Source organism: Pseudomonas sp. NFIX49 (assembly GCF_900115915.1).
Lineage (GTDB): Bacteria > Pseudomonadota > Gammaproteobacteria > Pseudomonadales > Pseudomonadaceae > Aquipseudomonas > Aquipseudomonas pharyngis.
Window position 1 is genome coordinate 183,882 of the sequence record NZ_FOYE01000003.1, and the last position, 14,780, is coordinate 198,661.

At 62.2% G+C, this 14,780-nt stretch carries 14 protein-coding genes; 8 read left to right on the top strand and 6 right to left on the bottom strand.

Going from position 1 to position 14,780, the window contains the following annotated elements; genetic code table 11:
• The first annotated feature begins 85 nt into the window (after nt 1–85).
• Entirely contained in the window at nt 86–2,266 is a 2,181-nt protein-coding gene (locus tag BMZ46_RS09050) for a hypothetical protein (protein ID WP_074687798.1), read from the top strand.
• Nucleotides 2,253–3,287, top strand: a complete 1,035-nt coding sequence (locus BMZ46_RS09055) for an NAD(P)/FAD-dependent oxidoreductase (RefSeq protein WP_074687797.1) — start codon at nt 2,253–2,255, stop codon at nt 3,285–3,287. The genes BMZ46_RS09050 and BMZ46_RS09055 overlap by 14 nt, the downstream gene beginning before the upstream one ends.
• A 2-nt stretch (nt 3,288–3,289) precedes the next feature.
• On the opposite strand, the gene BMZ46_RS09060 is transcribed toward BMZ46_RS09055, so the two are convergent.
• Entirely contained in the window at nt 3,290–4,039 is a 750-nt protein-coding gene (locus BMZ46_RS09060) for an HvfC family RiPP maturation protein (RefSeq protein WP_074687796.1), read from the bottom strand.
• Nucleotides 4,032–4,871: an HvfB family MNIO-type RiPP peptide maturase gene (locus BMZ46_RS09065; protein WP_074687795.1), complete on the bottom strand. Its 840-nt coding sequence runs from the start codon at nt 4,869–4,871 to the stop codon at nt 4,032–4,034. The genes BMZ46_RS09060 and BMZ46_RS09065 overlap by 8 nt, the downstream gene beginning before the upstream one ends.
• 343 nt (nt 4,872–5,214) lie before the next feature.
• Between BMZ46_RS09065 and BMZ46_RS09075 the strand changes: the two genes are divergently transcribed.
• The gene (locus BMZ46_RS09075) at nt 5,215–6,261 is read left to right on the top strand and encodes a class I SAM-dependent methyltransferase (RefSeq protein ID WP_074687794.1); all 1,047 of its coding nucleotides are present in this window, start codon (nt 5,215–5,217) and stop codon (nt 6,259–6,261) included.
• Nucleotides 6,262–6,342: 81 nt separating this feature from the next.
• Complete coding sequence (locus BMZ46_RS09080) at nt 6,343–7,191, top strand: NAD-dependent protein deacetylase (RefSeq protein WP_074687793.1); 849 nt, start codon at nt 6,343–6,345, stop codon at nt 7,189–7,191.
• Here the strand turns inward: BMZ46_RS09080 and BMZ46_RS09085 are convergent.
• Nucleotides 7,175–8,053, bottom strand: coding sequence for a LysR family transcriptional regulator (locus BMZ46_RS09085; RefSeq protein WP_039767829.1), 879 nt, complete (start codon nt 8,051–8,053; stop codon nt 7,175–7,177). The genes BMZ46_RS09080 and BMZ46_RS09085 overlap by 17 nt on opposite strands.
• A 274-nt stretch (nt 8,054–8,327) precedes the next feature.
• On the opposite strand from BMZ46_RS09085, the gene BMZ46_RS09090 reads away from it, so the two are divergent.
• Genes BMZ46_RS09090 through BMZ46_RS09100 form a run of 3 tightly spaced genes read left to right on the top strand, consistent with a single transcriptional unit; the run spans nt 8,328 to nt 10,909 of the window.
• Complete coding sequence (locus BMZ46_RS09090; RefSeq protein WP_007956274.1) at nt 8,328–9,026, top strand: CoA transferase subunit A; 699 nt, start codon at nt 8,328–8,330, stop codon at nt 9,024–9,026.
• A 24-nt stretch (nt 9,027–9,050) separates the two neighbouring features.
• Nucleotides 9,051–9,716, top strand: coding sequence for a CoA transferase subunit B (locus BMZ46_RS09095; RefSeq protein WP_039767826.1), 666 nt, complete (start codon nt 9,051–9,053; stop codon nt 9,714–9,716).
• Between the two features lie 11 nt (nt 9,717–9,727).
• Nucleotides 9,728–10,909 carry an acetyl-CoA C-acetyltransferase gene (locus BMZ46_RS09100; RefSeq protein WP_039767824.1) on the top strand — a complete coding sequence of 394 codons (1,182 nt, stop codon included), beginning with the start codon at nt 9,728–9,730 and terminating at the stop codon, nt 10,907–10,909.
• A 106-nt stretch (nt 10,910–11,015) separates the two neighbouring features.
• Here BMZ46_RS09100 and BMZ46_RS09105 read toward each other — a convergent pair whose 3' ends face one another.
• Nucleotides 11,016–11,618 (bottom strand): NADPH-dependent F420 reductase, encoded by a 603-nt coding sequence (locus BMZ46_RS09105; RefSeq protein WP_074687792.1) that lies wholly within the window; start codon nt 11,616–11,618, stop codon nt 11,016–11,018.
• A gap of 115 nt (nt 11,619–11,733) precedes the next feature.
• Between BMZ46_RS09105 and BMZ46_RS09110 the strand changes: the two genes are divergently transcribed.
• Nucleotides 11,734–12,627 (top strand): LysR family transcriptional regulator, encoded by an 894-nt coding sequence (locus BMZ46_RS09110; protein WP_074687791.1) that lies wholly within the window; start codon nt 11,734–11,736, stop codon nt 12,625–12,627.
• Nucleotides 12,628–12,741: 114 nt separating this feature from the next.
• Here BMZ46_RS09110 and BMZ46_RS09115 read toward each other — a convergent pair whose 3' ends face one another.
• Nucleotides 12,742–14,061: an Nramp family divalent metal transporter gene (locus tag BMZ46_RS09115; protein WP_074687892.1), complete on the bottom strand. Its 1,320-nt coding sequence runs from the start codon at nt 14,059–14,061 to the stop codon at nt 12,742–12,744.
• Nucleotides 14,062–14,137: 76 nt separating this feature from the next.
• Nucleotides 14,138–14,677 (bottom strand): chalcone isomerase family protein, encoded by a 540-nt coding sequence (locus BMZ46_RS09120; RefSeq protein WP_074687790.1) that lies wholly within the window; start codon nt 14,675–14,677, stop codon nt 14,138–14,140.
• Between the last annotated feature and the right edge of the window lie 103 nt (nt 14,678–14,780).

A 14,780-nucleotide genomic window follows, 5' to 3' on the forward strand; every position in this document is an offset into this window, starting at 1 on the left:
CGGTCGCTACTGTCAGATCTGACAGTAGCCGGCCGGGCAGAATTATTGTGGGATGACACCTCGCTCAGCCGTCGCGTGGTGAACCATGTCTCTGCTCGAAACTGTCAATCAAGCATGCCAGCGGCTCGCGCCGGGTGGCTGGCACTCGCTGTTGCTGGCCCATGGTCTGGACATTCTTGCGGTACCGCTCAAGGCCGAACTGCTCAAACCGCTGCGTATCGACCGGACTGTTCCCGGTTTCGAGGACTTTTGCCCGGCCGGCAATCGAGCGATCGAACCTTCCCGGCCCGCTCAGAGCCTGCTCTTTCATGCATTGGCGTCACCACGGGTCACGCGCGACGCGGGCGGTCAGCCCCTGCAAACGTATCCAACCCCAGCCGAAATCGAGGCGGTGCTGAACTATGTCTTCGGCGTCCAGCCGCCCACGCTCAAGGATTTACAGCGACAAGTCCAGGGCGAACCGCTGGCCGTGGCAGTGTTTGCCAGCGAATACCGTTGCGCCGCCGACACGGTGCATGGTGAGCACGCCGATCTGTGTTATTCGCGTACAGGCATTGCCCGTGTAGGCAATAGCAGCGAACTGTACTCCCCCGATCTGCGCTCATTCTTGCCCTTCGTTGAGAATGACGCCTATGGCATTCGCATAATGCCGGTGCATTACAGCGCCTATATCGCCGTGCAACGCCAAGGAAATCACGAACAGTTCGGCCCGATGGATGCTCAGCCAGACGTCGATCCCGCACTGAAATTCTGGGTGCCGATGCACAAGCTGTTCGATGGCAAGGAATGCCTTGCGGGACTGGATCTGGAGGTGAAATTCAAAGCTTTTCATATCAATGAAAAGATTCGCCACATCCATCTGCGTCACAGCGACACCGGCTGGCAAGAACCGGATATTTCCCAATACCCATTTGTCATCACCGATGGTCTGGCAACGCTGGAGGTGGAGCGCGGATCGGGGTCGAGTCTACTGTTGCCCCGGCCCAGACCCAGGCTCGCCGAGCAGGCCCATTACCGGGGCCAGTTGTTGTCATTCACGATGCCCAGGGACTCGGGAGGCATGATCCACGGTCGGTCAATGCTCCACGACGATGGCACGATCGAAGATCTGAACCACCGCGAGGGTGTCGCCGAGCTGGTGAGGCAAGGCGGCTATCGCGCCCTGCACCATCGGGACGGCACGGCCGACGGTTGTATCAGTGCGCACTGCACGTCGCTGGGGCATCTGCAGTCGATACCTGCCTATTCGATCATTGCCCCCCCGGATTTCTTTCCGTTTTGCCACCCGCGCCGCCTGATGCACTGGGCCAGCCAGGTGCCAGCCTTTACCGACCCGAACATCTGGCATGCCCGACTGCAGGCGTTATCGAATGTGCGCTATTGCCCCAACCTGGCCCTCAAGGGTCAACCGTTCTCCCCGGAGGATCGAGGAGTCACCGCGATAGTCGGCTTGCCGCACAAGCTTGGCTCAACGCCGTTGGCAGGCACACACCTTCCCGGTATTGATCGCCCTTCTACATTGCCGGACGGCGAAGCCGGGCTTTTCGCCCCCGGGTGGGGGGTGGGCCAGGTTCGCGAGCAGAGCCCGGACGGCAGCTGGATCAACCGTCTCGCCGGTTACCAGATGGCCAGCCCTTTTCCCGAGGATGCAAGAATCTGCGCAGCATTGGGCTCTTTCTGGCCAGGCCTGGCACCCGATTCCGCTCGCATATACGAACCACGCTCCAGCCTGCCCACCATCATCCCGTTGACCGATGCGGAAACCGGAACCGGCAACGTCGCCTGGGACAACCAGCCACCCCCGCAACTGATCCAGAATCAGGGTCGGATGTTCGTCCGCTATCGCGCCTACGAATACAGCGATTACACACAAGTCGCCCTTGAAAACAGATTCTCCCTGCAACAGACCGGCGCAATAACCCAGCAGGAATATCAAGACCGGGTGCTCTCGATGTACCGCGTGTACAACGTACTCGGTGCGGGAACCGACATGACCTTGCGTAATACGTGGCCGTTGCTGTCCTTCATCCGTGTGCAGCGCCCCGACCCGGAACTTGATTCGGCGCAACAGCAGGTCGGCATCGTGTTACGCGGTTGGGTCTTTCGCTTCCTGATATACAAACGTGGCACCGAAAGCATCCCTGTCGAAGACTTCAGATGGAGGGATGTGCAGGTCAAGCAACTGGTACGACTGTTTGCCAGCGCCGAAACGATACTGGTCAAACACGAAAACACCACGTGGCAGCTCGCCCTTGAAGTCCTTTGATGTCGTGGTGATCGGCGGCGGTCCGGCAGGGTCTGCGGCGGCGATCGGTTGCGCACAGCGCGGCTTGCGCGCGGCATTGATCGAGCGTCATGACTTCCCGCGATTTCGTCCCGGTGAGAGCCTGCATCCAGGCATTGAACCTGTTTTGCAGCAACTGGGCGTCGCCGGGCAACTGTGTGCGCAGGATGCGTTGCGTTTCAACGGGTATTGGGTGCAATGGAACGAGCCGTTGCGTTTCAACGGTTTCGGTAGTGACGACAAGGGTCCATGGCGGGGCTTTCAGATTCCCCGGGCAACGCTGGACACAGCGCTATTGCAGCACGCCGCAGCGCTGGGGGTGATGGTGTACCAGCCGTCTCGCGCGCTCGCCGTCCTCAGCGAGAAAAATCGTGTGACCGGTGTCAGAACCGATTCAGGCCCGTTGCACGCCGACTATGTGATCGATGCCAGCGGCGCGTCAGCCTGGCTGCATCGACAGCTGGGATTGACCATCCGCCGCTGTTCGCCACGCCTGATTGCCCGCTACGGTTACGTCCGGGGTTGTCCACTCGCTTACCAACACGCACCGCACTTGTCGGCGGGCCCTGCTGGATGGACGTGGATCGCCAGGGTACAGGCGCAATTGACGCACTGGACGCATCTGGCATTCGAAGCGCCAAACCTTGGCCACCCAACCGTGCCGGAACCGCTGCAACACTTGCCCACGCAAGGCGCCATCCACGGCGCCGATGTGACGTGGCGCATCAGCACCGCAGCAGCCGGTGGCGGCTACTTCATGGTCGGCGACGCGGCCAGTCAGCTTGACCCGGCGTCTTCCCATGGCGTGCTCAAGGCCTTGATGACCGGCATGCAAGCCGCGCAGGCGGTGTATGACTGCCTCGGGCAACCCTCTGTCCAAACGTCGGCTCAGCGGCAATACAAACAATGGCTGGGTGACTGGTTCGAGAAGGACATGGCACAACTGCGTCGCTTCTACCGCCTTCATCCTGATCCTCCACGCTGGCTGGCTGCTGACGACTGATTTCAGACAATGCCGATCACACCGTCCTCATGCATCTGGCGCAGCAACGCCAGTCCGCTGTCCATGAACGACGCAGTTCCGGGCAATCCCGCCTCCATCGCCAACCCTTGCAACTGCTCGCGACCGCTCAGCAACGGGAACTCGTCGATCCGCTGCAACAGCCGCCACGCCAATGGGCTCAACTCGGAAAACTTCACACTCCAGTCCGTCGTGCGCCGCACCAGCAACAGCGTCGGCTGGGCCGGCGGCGTGGCCGGTTGATGATCCGGCCCGAGCATCTGCACCGGCCAGGTGTACGCCAATGCCCAGGCCAGCGCCGAGACCTGCAACGGCCGCTCCAACAAGTGCGCCGGATTGCTCGCAGGCAAGGGTTCAGCGTCAGACTGCTGCAATACCATTTCCACCCATTCGTAATGCGCCAGTTCCACCAGAAACGCCGGCCAGTCACCCGCGCTCAATACAGCGGGCTCCGACGCCAGGTAACCGACAAACTCCTCGGCGATCTCGCCGAATTTCGGCGTCTGCGCCCGGTAGTCCCGCAGGAAGCCACGAATCAATGTGCGCCAGCGTTCCTGGCCGATGATCCGGATCAGCACAGGAAACGTGCTGCCCAGCAGTTGCGAGACGTTGTTGAACACCAGATCGCGATAGACATTGACCCGTGCCGCGTTCATGTCGGCGGGCGGCGCTTCATGCTCTGGATCGCGCAGGTAGCGGGTCAACGCCTGTTGTTGCCGCAGAAGATTATCCACGCGGGCCTCCTTCGATTTGCAGACGGCGAATGGTTTGCAGCTCGGCCACCAGTTCAGAGAACGCGGGGAAATTGAAATCCCGCTCCAGCAAGGTCGGCTGCGCGCCGAATCGGGCATAAGCGTCGGCCAGCAACGACCAGACCACCGGTTTGACCGAGGCGCCATGGGTGTCGATCTTCAGCGTGTCGGACTCGTCAAAGTGCCCAGCCACGTGCATCCCGACCACCCGGCCCGGCTCGATGGCGGCCAGGAACGTCTGCGGGTCGAAACCGTGGTTGATCGAGTTGACGTAGACGTTGTTCACGTCGAGAAGCAGGTCGCAATCGGCCTCGCGCAGCACGGCGTTGGTGAAGGTCACTTCGTCCATGTCCTGCCGGGGCGCGGCGTAGTAGGAAACGTTTTCCACAGCCAGCCGCCTGCCGAGAATGTCCTGGGCCTGGCGAATCCGCGCGGCGACGTGGTGCACCGCTTCTTCGGTGAACGGCAGCGGCAGCAGGTCGTAGAGGTGACCGTCGTCGCTGCAATAGCTCAGGTGTTCGCTGTACAGCGGCACCTTGTGCTGATCGAGAAAGGTTCGCACTTCCCGGAGAAAGCCCACGTCCAGCGGCGCCGAACCGCCGAGCGACAACGACAACCCGTGGCAGGACAACGGATAGCGCTCGGCCAGCTCGCGCAACGCGGCGCCATGGGCACCGCCGACGCCGATCCAGTTTTCCGGCGCCACTTCGAGAAAGTCGAAATCGCCGGTGCGCGCGGCCTGCAGGTCTTTCATCAGGCCGCGACGCAGGCCGAGCCCGACGCTGGCCTGCAAGGAGGGGTGGGGAATCTGCATGGGCAAGATCTCTACTGAGGAGCCGCCGGGCGTGGCGACTGACAGGTTCAGTAAAACCGGCGGGTGTATCGCGGCTGTGTGGGTAATGCGGGGGAAGTGGCGGGATTTGTATCGGCGGCGGGCCTGTACACAGTGGGATACAGACACCGTCGCGATACACAACCCCGAAATCCACACAGCCCGCTCCCGCCAGCGCCAACAGCGGCTAGACTCAATCAGTACCCAGTCGAGGGGGACGCAGGACAGCAGTGTCGCCCTGCCCGTTTCCACGACCACCGCCCGGTGGTGAATGCCTCGACCCCCAACGCCACCGGACTGTGATCCTGTCAAAGGAGCACATGAAATGGACGAGGCCAGACTCAATGAATTCATGGGCAAACTGGTCAACGACATGGGCGGCGCGGCGATGCTGGCCAATGTCATTGTCGGCGAAGAACTCGGCCTGTATCGGGCAATGGCCGACAGCCAGCCGATCAGCCCCGAAACCCTCGCTGCAAAAACCACCTGCAACCCGCGACTGGTGCGCGAATGGCTGAGCGCCCACGCGGCGTCCGGCTACATGGAACACCACGACGGCAAATTTCGTCTGCCGGAAGAACAGGCGCTGGCCCTGGCCAAGGAGGATTCGCCGGTGTACGTGGCCGGCGGCTTGGGCGTGGTGGCGTCGTTTTTCCATGACAAAGACAAACTGGTCAAAGCCATGCGCGGCAACGGCGCCCTGCCCTGGGGCGATCACCATCCGTGCATGTTCACCGGCACCGAGCGCTTCTTCCGCCCCGGCTACAAGGGGCATTTGATCGCCGAGTGGCTGCCGGCGCTGGACGGCGTGGTGGCCAAACTCGAAGCAGGCGCCAAGGTCGCCGACATCGGCTGCGGTCACGGTGCGTCCACGGTGATCATGGCCCAGGCCTATCCCAACTCGCGGTTCGTCGGCTTCGACTATCACGCACCTTCGATCACCGTCGCCACCCAACGGGCCGAAGAAGGCGGCGTCAGCAGTCGCGCGCGGTTCTTCCAGGGCACGGCGAAAAGCTATCCCGGCGATGACTATGACCTGATCTGCTATTTCGACTGCCTGCACGACATGGGCGACCCGGTCGGAGCTGCCAAACACGCCTTTGAATCCTTGAAAGACGACGGCACGGTGCTGCTGGTCGAGCCGTTTGCCAACGACACCCTGGACGAAAACATCACGCCGGTCGGACGCTTGTTCTATGCCGCGTCAACGTTCATCTGCACACCAAATTCGCTGTCCCAGGAAGTGGGCCTCGGCCTCGGTGCGCAGGCCGGCGAGTTGCGCCTGCGCAAGGTATTTACCGAAGCGGGCTTCAAACACTTCCGGCGGGCGACGCAGACGCCGTTCAACCTGATTCTGGAGGCGCGCAAGTAACCTCGGGCAGCGGACGCCTCTGAAAAGAGGCGTCCGTCGGTGCTAACCTGCAAGGCACTTACCGCCTGCGGAGCGCTGATCATGCTCGACCGTCCCCTCCCCGACCCGCTCGACTATTTGCAACAGGTCATGGCCGACGGCGACTTCATTGTGCTGACCGGCGCCGGCATCAGCACGCCGTCAGGCATTCCGGACTACCGCGACAGCGACGGTGTGCGCCGGGGCCGGCAGCCGATGATGTACCAGGAATTCCTCGCTGCCCCGCAATCGCGCCGGCGCTATTGGGCCCGGGCCATGCTCGGCTGGCCACGGGTGCGCCAGGCGCGACCGAACGCTGCCCATGAGGCGCTGGCCAGTCTGCAAAGCCACGGCCGGATCGGCGGCCTGATTACCCAGAACGTCGACACCCTGCACGATCAGGCCGGCAGTCGCGATGTCATCGAACTGCACGGCAGCCTGCACTGGGTGCTGTGTCTGGATTGCGGCCAGCGCAGCGAGCGGGACTCGATTCAGCAACTGATGGAAACGCAGAACCCGTATCTGGCGGGCGTCGATGCCGTGCAGGCACCGGACGGCGATACTCTGCTCGATCCGGCTTTCGAGGCGCGCTTTCAGGTGCCGCATTGCCCGCATTGCGCAGGCGAGCGGATGAAACCGGACGTGGTGTTTTTTGGCGAGAACGTGGCACAGCCGACGGCGGCGCGGGCCATGGCGCTGGCGGAAAATGCCGCCGGGATGCTGGTGGTCGGTTCGTCGCTGATGGCGTATTCGGCGTTTCGCTTGTGCCGGGTGATTGCGGATCGGGGCAAGCCGCTGATTGCGATCAATCTGGGGAAGACGCGGGCGGATGAGTTGCTGGATTTGAAGATTGAAGCGTCGTGCGAACAGTTGCTGCCGCTACTGGCACAACGCCTCAATGCTCAGCCTTAAGGATGTCGAACAACGCCTGCGCCGCCGCCGACAGTTCATTCCCCGGATCCGTCAGCACGCCAATCGCCCGCTCCACCACCGGCTCGTGCAAGGTCAGGCAATGCGCGCCCAACTCGCGCATCTGCCCGGCACACAAGGCCGGCACCGCACTGACGCCCAGCCCGCTCGCCACCATCCGCCCGACCGTCGCCAGTTGATGGCTTTCAAATTCCACCGGCAGTTTCATCCCTCGAGCCTGCAAGTGTTCTTCCAGCATCACACGCACCGTGGACGGTCGTTGCAGGGTGATGAACGGCTCCTGCAGCAAGGTCTGCCAATCAATGTCACTGCGATCAGCCAGCGGCGAATCCTGCGGCACCACGGCAACGAAACGATCGCGGTAAAGCGGCGTGAACGTCAGCGAGGTGTTCTGCATCGGCTCGAAGGCCACGCCGAGTTCGACCTGACGATCACGAACCATTTCCAGCACTTGCTCGTTGATCACGTCGTTGACCGTGACGTTGACGTTCGGATAACGCGCGCGAAAGGTCTTGAGGATCGGCGGCAGCAGATTGCCGGCAAACGACGGCATCGCCGCCAGCGTCACCCGCCCGCGCTGAAGGCTGAAGCGCTGGCGCATTTCGTCTTCGGCGTTGTCCCAATCGGCGATCAGGCGCCGGGCCAGCGGCAGCAGCGATTCCCCTTCCGGGGTCAGCGCCACGTTGCGCGTGTTGCGACTGAACAGGCGCCCGCCCAGGCCTTCTTCCAGCGCCTTGATGGTCAGGCTCAGTGCCGACTGCGACAGGTGCAGACGCTCGCAGGCCACGGCGAAGCTCAGGCTCTGGGCGACGGCGAGAAAGGCGCGGATCTGCTTGATGGTCATGAACGCTATGCTTCCCTATCAGAGTCTTGATCGTTCCCACGTCGAGGCGTCGAACCGTCTGCGTGGTAACGCAGCCCGTGACGCTCCGCGTCACTGGGACGCAGAGCGTCCCCGGAGGCGTTCCCACGCGGAGCATGGGAACGATCAACAAAGCCAACTATTGAGCTTTATCAATCAATCAACCTTAAAAATCAACTTAACAAATATATCCTTGAGCGCGACACTCCAGTCATTCGGCTAGCCAGCCGCCCGACAAACAATAAAAGAGGTGCATATGGCAGGTTTCGACAAGCGCGTGTATTCCTACGAGGAAGCCATGGCAGGTCTTGAAGACGGCATGACCGTGATCGCCGGCGGCTTCGGCCTGTGCGGCATTCCGGAAAACCTGATCGCCGAGATCAAGCGCAAGGGCACCCGCGACCTCACCGTCGTCTCCAACAACTGCGGCGTCGATGGCTTCGGCCTCGGCGTGCTGCTGACCGACCGCCAGATCAGCAAGGTGGTCGCCTCCTACGTCGGCGAAAACAAACTGTTCGAAGAGCAACTGCTCAAAGGCGACATCGAAGTCGTCCTGACCCCGCAAGGCACCCTCGCCGAGAAAATGCGCGCAGGCGGTGCCGGCATTCCGGCGTTCTTCACCGCCACTGGCGTCGGCACCCCGGTCGCCGAAGGCAAGGAAGTGCGTGAATTCCACGGTCGCAAGTACCTGATGGAAGAATCCATCACCGGCGACTTCGCCATCGTCAAAGGCTGGAAAGCCGACCACTTCGGCAACGTCATCTACCGCCACACCGCGCAGAACTTCAACCCGCTGGCCGCCACCGCCGGCAAGATCACCGTGGTCGAAGTCGAAGAAATCGTCGAACCCGGCGAGCTGGATCCGGCACACATCCACACGCCCGGCATCTACGTCGACCGGGTCATTTGCGGCACGTTCGAAAAACGCATCGAACAACGCACCATCCGCAAATAATCCAGGCTGACGGAGAACAAGAACATGGCACTTACCCGCGAACAAATGGCTCAACGCGTCGCCCGCGAAATGCAGGACGGCTACTACGTGAACCTCGGTATCGGCATCCCGACCCTGGTCGCCAACTACATCCCCGAAGGCATGGAAGTCATGCTGCAATCGGAAAACGGCCTGCTCGGCATGGGCCCTTTCCCGACTGAAGACACCATCGACGCCGACATGATCAACGCCGGTAAACAAACCGTGACCGCCCGTATCGGCGCGTCGATCTTCAACTCCGCCGAGTCCTTCGCGATGATCCGCGGCGGCCACGTCGACCTGACCGTGCTCGGCGCCTTCGAAGTCGACGTACAAGGCAACATCGCCTCGTGGATGATCCCCGGCAAACTGGTCAAGGGCATGGGCGGCGCGATGGACCTCGTAGCCAGCGCCGACAACATCATCGTCATCATGACCCACGCGTCCAAGGACGGTGAGTCCAAGTTGCTGAGCCAGTGCAGCCTGCCGCTGACCGGCGCCGGGTGCATCAAGCGCGTCCTGACTGACCTGGCCTACCTGGAAATCGAAAATGGCGCTTTTGTCCTCAAGGAACGCGCACCTGGCGTCAGCGTCGAGGAAATCGTCGCCAAAACCGCTGGTAAGCTGATCGTCCCGGATCACGTACCAGAAATGCAGTTCGCTGCCGAGTGAGGAATTCGAAAATGCAAGACGTCGTCATTGTTGCCGCCACGCGTACCGCGATCGGCAGTTTCCAGGGATCGCTGGCCAGCGTCTCCGCCGTGGATCTGGGCGCAGCGGTCATCCGCCAGTTGCTTGAGCAGACCGGTCTGGACGGTGCCCAGGTCGATGAAGTGATCATGGGCCAAGTGCTGACCGCCGGCGCCGGCCAGAACCCGGCGCGCCAGTCGGCGATCAAGGCCGGTCTGCCCCACGCCGTACCGGCCATGACCCTGAACAAGGTCTGTGGCTCGGGCCTCAAGGCCCTGCACCTCGGCGCTCAGGCGATCCGTTGCGGCGACGCGGACGTGATCATCGCCGGTGGCCAGGAAAACATGAGCTTGGCCAACTATGTAATGCCGGGCGCGCGCACCGGTCTGCGCATGGGTCACGCACAAATCGTCGACACCATGATCAGCGATGGCCTGTGGGATGCGTTCAACGATTACCACATGGGCATCACCGCCGAGAATCTGGTCGAGAAATACGAGATCAGCCGCGAACAGCAAGACGCCTTCGCTGCCGCGTCGCAACAGAAAGCCGCCGCCGCCATCGAGGCCGGTCGTTTTGTCGATGAAATCACCCCGATCCTGATCCCGCAGCGCAAAGGCGATCCGGTGGCGTTCAAGGTCGACGAGCAGCCACGCGGCGACACCACCGCCGAATCCCTGGCCAAACTGCGTCCGGCCTTCAAGAAGGACGGCAGCGTCACGGCCGGCAACGCTTCGTCGCTGAACGACGGCGCGGCTGCCGTGATCCTGATGAGCGCCGAAAAAGCCAAGGCCCTGGGCCTGCCGGTGCTGGCGAAAATCGCCGCCTACGCCAACGCCGGCGTCGACCCGGCGATCATGGGCATCGGCCCGGTTTCCGCCACTCGCCGCTGCCTGGACAAGGCCGGCTGGAGCATCGGCCAACTCGACCTGATCGAAGCCAACGAAGCCTTCGCCGCACAGTCCCTGGCGGTGGCCAAGGATCTGCAATGGGATCTGGACAAGGTCAACGTCAACGGCGGCGCCATTGCCCTCGGTCACCCGATCGGTGCGTCGGGCTGCCGTGTGCTGGTGACGTTGCTGCACGAAATGATCAAGCGTGATGCGAAAAAGGGTCTGGCGACCCTGTGCATCGGCGGCGGTCAGGGCGTGGCCCTGGCACTGGAACGCGCTTAAGCGCAAAAGAGGTTCAACAGCGGGCGGCGGATCCACGACATCCACTGCCCGTTGGCAACAAACCCGGTACGACTCACGTCGCACCGGGTATTTTTTTGCCCGGACGTCAGGCGAACTTCACCAGATTCAGCACCGGCAACGGCCCGCCCGGGAACTGCACCAGCCGCGCGCCCACGCTCAATTCGCCCAGATCGATACCGAAGAAGCCGAGCTGATCGATCAGCGCACCCACTTCCGCCTTGGCCTGCGCATCATCCCCGGACAGGAACAACACGCGCTTGCCCCCCTCCGACGCCGGATCCGCTTCCAGCAAGCGCGCCAGCAAATGGTTGAACGCCTTGACCACCCGCGCGCCCGGCACCCACTCGGCGAACACTTCGCTGGAAGGTCGACCCTGCAAGTCCACCGGTTTGAACGATGGCGCTTCAATCGAGTTGTTGGCGTCGATGACGATCCGCCCGCCAAAGTCCGGCAGCCCGGCCAGTGCCATCGGCAGTTTCGACCAGTTCACCGCGACCAGCACGATGTCTTGGGCCGCCGCTTCTTCTCGGGTAACGGCACGGGCAGTCGGGCCGAGTTCTGCGACCAGTTCGGCCAAAGTCTCCGGCCCGCGACTGTTGGCGATGACCAACGGGATGCCCTGACGCGACAAGGCTTTGGCAAACGCTGAACCGATGGCGCCAGCGCCGATGATTCCGATAGTGCTCATGGTGTTCTCCTCAAAGTGGGGTAAGACTCGAAACGAATCTTGCGCTTGCCATTCCCACTTGATTAGCCGGTAATGCCTTGAATGATCTTCAAGTATCACTATCAGGTCGAAATCCATGGAAACCCTCGCCAATCTCGAATCCTTCGTTCGCAGCGCCGAGACCGGCAGCTTCTCTGCTGCTGCGCGGTTGCTGGCGCTGACTCCGGCGGCGGTCAGTCGCAACGTGGCGATTCTTGAACGCAACCTCGGCGTACGGCTGTTTCAACGCTCGACCCGCAAACTATCGCTGACCGAGGCCGGTGAGGGTTTTCTGGCGAGTATCGGCGGCAACCTCGACGCCTTGCAGGCAGCGATTGCGACGGTGGCGACCGAGCGCGGCGAGCCGGCGGGTGTGCTCAAGATCAGCCTGCCGCCGACATTCGGCATCGATCACATGCTGCCGCTGCTGCCGGAGTTTCTGGCGCGTTATCCTCTGATTCGCCCGGAATGGAACTTCGAAAATCGTCAGGTGGATCTGATCGCCGAGGGTTATGACGTGGCGATTGGTGGCGGCTTCGAGCTGACGCCCGGCGTGGTCGCCCGGCCATTGTCGTCCGCCGAAGTGCTGGCGGTGGCGTCGCCGGCGTATCTGGCGGGCCGCACACTGCCGCGACATCCGGCCGATCTCGCCGATCACCACGGCATCGTCATGCGCGGCCTGCGCACCGGGCGCCTGCGCCAATGGCAGATGCACAACGAGGCCGGCGAACAGGCCAGCGCCCTGCTCAACCCGAACATCGTGCTGAATGATCCGATGGCCATGCGCAAGGCTGCGCTGCTGGGCTTGGGCGTGACGATGCTGGTGCTGCCGGATGTCAGCGCGCAGATCGAACGCGGTGAACTGGTGCGGCTGTTGCCCGACTGGCAATGCGATGCCGGCGCGATTTCGCTGTACTACCCGAGCCGTACCTTGCTGCCGGCCAAGACCCGGGTGTTCATTGATTTTGTAGTCGAAGCGTTTGGCTCATGATCGTAATGATCGCCCCACGCTTCACGCATGATCGTTCCCACGCTCCGCGTGGGAATGCAGCCGGGGACGCTCTGCGTCCCATTGGAGCGCGGAGTGTCGGGCCGATCACACCGGCTACGCGGCCAGTTGCAGAATCAGCCAGGCATTCGCCCCACTGATCACTACAAACAATCCCCACGCGAGAATCTTGGTCGGCAACCGGTTCACAAACGGCCCCATCAGCCGTTTGTCGTTGGTCATGCGAATCAGCGGATACAGCGCAAACGGCAATTGCAGGCTCAGCACTACCTGGCTCAGCACCAGCAACTTGCCCACCGCGCCGTCGCCCATCAGCCACACGCCGATGAACGCCGGAATCAGCGCCAGCCCACGGGTAATCAGGCGTCGCTGCCAGCAAGGGATTCGCAGTTTCAGATAGCCTTCCATGATCACTTGCCCGGCGATGGTGCCGGTGAAGGTCGAACTCTGCCCCGAAGCCAGCAGCGCCACGCCGAACAGCACACTGGCCAGCGCGCCGCCCACCAGCGGATCGAGCAAGTGATAGGCGTCCTGGATGTCGACCACGTCGGTGTGCCCGGACTGATGAAAGGCTGCCGCCGCGAGAATCAGGATCGCCGCGTTGACCAATAACGCCAGCGCCAGTGAACCGATGGTGTCGATGCGCGCCAGTTTCACCGCGTCCTGCTTGCTGGCCAGATCCTTGCCGATCAACCGTGTCTGCACGATCGAGGTGTGCAGGTACAGGTTGTGCGGCATCACCGTGGCGCCAAGGATGCCGATGGCCAGGTACAACGGCGCGGCATCGCTGATCGCCGACAGTGAGGGTTTGAAGCCTTGGGCGACGTCCGGCCAGTACGGTTTGATCAGCAGCAGCTCGACGAAGAAACACGCGCCGATGGTGCCCACCAGCACCAGCATGATCGCCTCCAGCCGGCGGAAACCGCGGTTTTGCAGGGCCAACACCAGCAGCGTATCGAATGCGGTCAGCGCGATGCCGAACGTCAACGAACAACCCAGCAGCAGGTGAAACGCCAGCGCACAGCCGAGTACTTCCGCAAGGTCAGTGGCGATGATCGAGATTTCCGCCAGCACCCATTGCAGCCGCGCCGTCGGAGTGCTGTAGCGTTCGCGGGAAAGCTGCGCCAGATCACGCCCGGTGGCGATGCCCAGCCGCGAGCACAGGCATTGCACAACCATGCCCGCCAGACTCGCCAGCAACACCACGAACAGCAAGCTGTAACCGAAACGCGAACCGGCCTCGATGGCGGTGGCCCAGTTACCGGGATCCATGTAGCCGATCGACACCAGCAAACCGGGGCCGGCAAAGCGCAGCACGCGTTTGAAGAACGAGGCGTTGGGATCGACCGGGACACTTCCGGCCACTTCCGGCGGGCAGAACGGCGCCGTGGCGATTTTGGGCAAGCTGAACTTCACAAACACATCCAGAAACAAGTCGAAAGGCGCAGCTTAGACGTTTCAGTCGGCAGGCCCAAGCGCCGATGTGCTGCGTTCAGGGTTGGGCAGTACCCAGCAATTGCCGGCGCAGTTCGGGATTGCGTGTGCGTGGATCCAGCCAGATGTTGAAAAAAGCCTGGGCGAACAACGGGTCGTTGATTTCGTGCTGCAACTGTTGGCCAACAAAGAACCGCGCGCCCTGCCCCGGCAGATACACCCCGGTGATCCGCGTGCCGGCCTGCACGTCGACGAACGATTGCTGCATCTGGGCCTGCCACACCGCCAGTTGCGCAGGACTGATGGAGGCGCCTGCCAGGCGTTTGATCTCGTCGACGCTGGCCTTGACCAAATCTTCGCGGGACACGCTGCGCCGGTAGATCAGCTCCAGGGCGAAGGGCTGACCATCGGCCAATGGACGCGCGGCGCTCCACAACCGGGCGTTGTAAACGTCGAAACCGAAAATGCTGAAATCGCCGGTGCCAATGATTTGCGCACCGGGCACCACGTCTTGCCAACTGGCCCAGGTGGGTGTCAGCAACAAGGCCCACAAGCCGATCCCGCAGCATCCACGCAACAACTTCGGTGTATTGCTCATCGCGATATCGACTCCGGTAAACCCTGATACCCAGAGCATAGTCGGCAATCACACCCATGTTTTTGTATACATGTTTTGCATGCATATGCAGCAATCCGTGAAC

What these genes read in the sequence shown, in the direction of transcription:
- BMZ46_RS09050 (WP_074687798.1), top strand. Translation starts at nt 86, where the DNA reads ATGTCTCTGCTCGAAACTGTCAATCAAGCATGCCAGCGGCTCGCGCCG.
- BMZ46_RS09065 (WP_074687795.1), bottom strand. Translation starts at nt 4,871, where the DNA reads ATGCAGATTCCCCACCCCTCCTTGCAGGCCAGCGTCGGGCTCGGCCTG.
- BMZ46_RS09075 (WP_074687794.1), top strand. Translation starts at nt 5,215, where the DNA reads ATGGACGAGGCCAGACTCAATGAATTCATGGGCAAACTGGTCAACGAC.
- BMZ46_RS09080 (WP_074687793.1), top strand. Translation starts at nt 6,343, where the DNA reads ATGCTCGACCGTCCCCTCCCCGACCCGCTCGACTATTTGCAACAGGTC.
- BMZ46_RS09085 (WP_039767829.1), bottom strand. Translation starts at nt 8,053, where the DNA reads ATGACCATCAAGCAGATCCGCGCCTTTCTCGCCGTCGCCCAGAGCCTG.
- BMZ46_RS09090 (WP_007956274.1), top strand. Translation starts at nt 8,328, where the DNA reads ATGGCAGGTTTCGACAAGCGCGTGTATTCCTACGAGGAAGCCATGGCA.
- BMZ46_RS09095 (WP_039767826.1), top strand. Translation starts at nt 9,051, where the DNA reads ATGGCACTTACCCGCGAACAAATGGCTCAACGCGTCGCCCGCGAAATG.
- BMZ46_RS09100 (WP_039767824.1), top strand. Translation starts at nt 9,728, where the DNA reads ATGCAAGACGTCGTCATTGTTGCCGCCACGCGTACCGCGATCGGCAGT.
- BMZ46_RS09105 (WP_074687792.1), bottom strand. Translation starts at nt 11,618, where the DNA reads ATGAGCACTATCGGAATCATCGGCGCTGGCGCCATCGGTTCAGCGTTT.
- BMZ46_RS09110 (WP_074687791.1), top strand. Translation starts at nt 11,734, where the DNA reads ATGGAAACCCTCGCCAATCTCGAATCCTTCGTTCGCAGCGCCGAGACC.
- BMZ46_RS09120 (WP_074687790.1), bottom strand. Translation starts at nt 14,677, where the DNA reads ATGAGCAATACACCGAAGTTGTTGCGTGGATGCTGCGGGATCGGCTTG.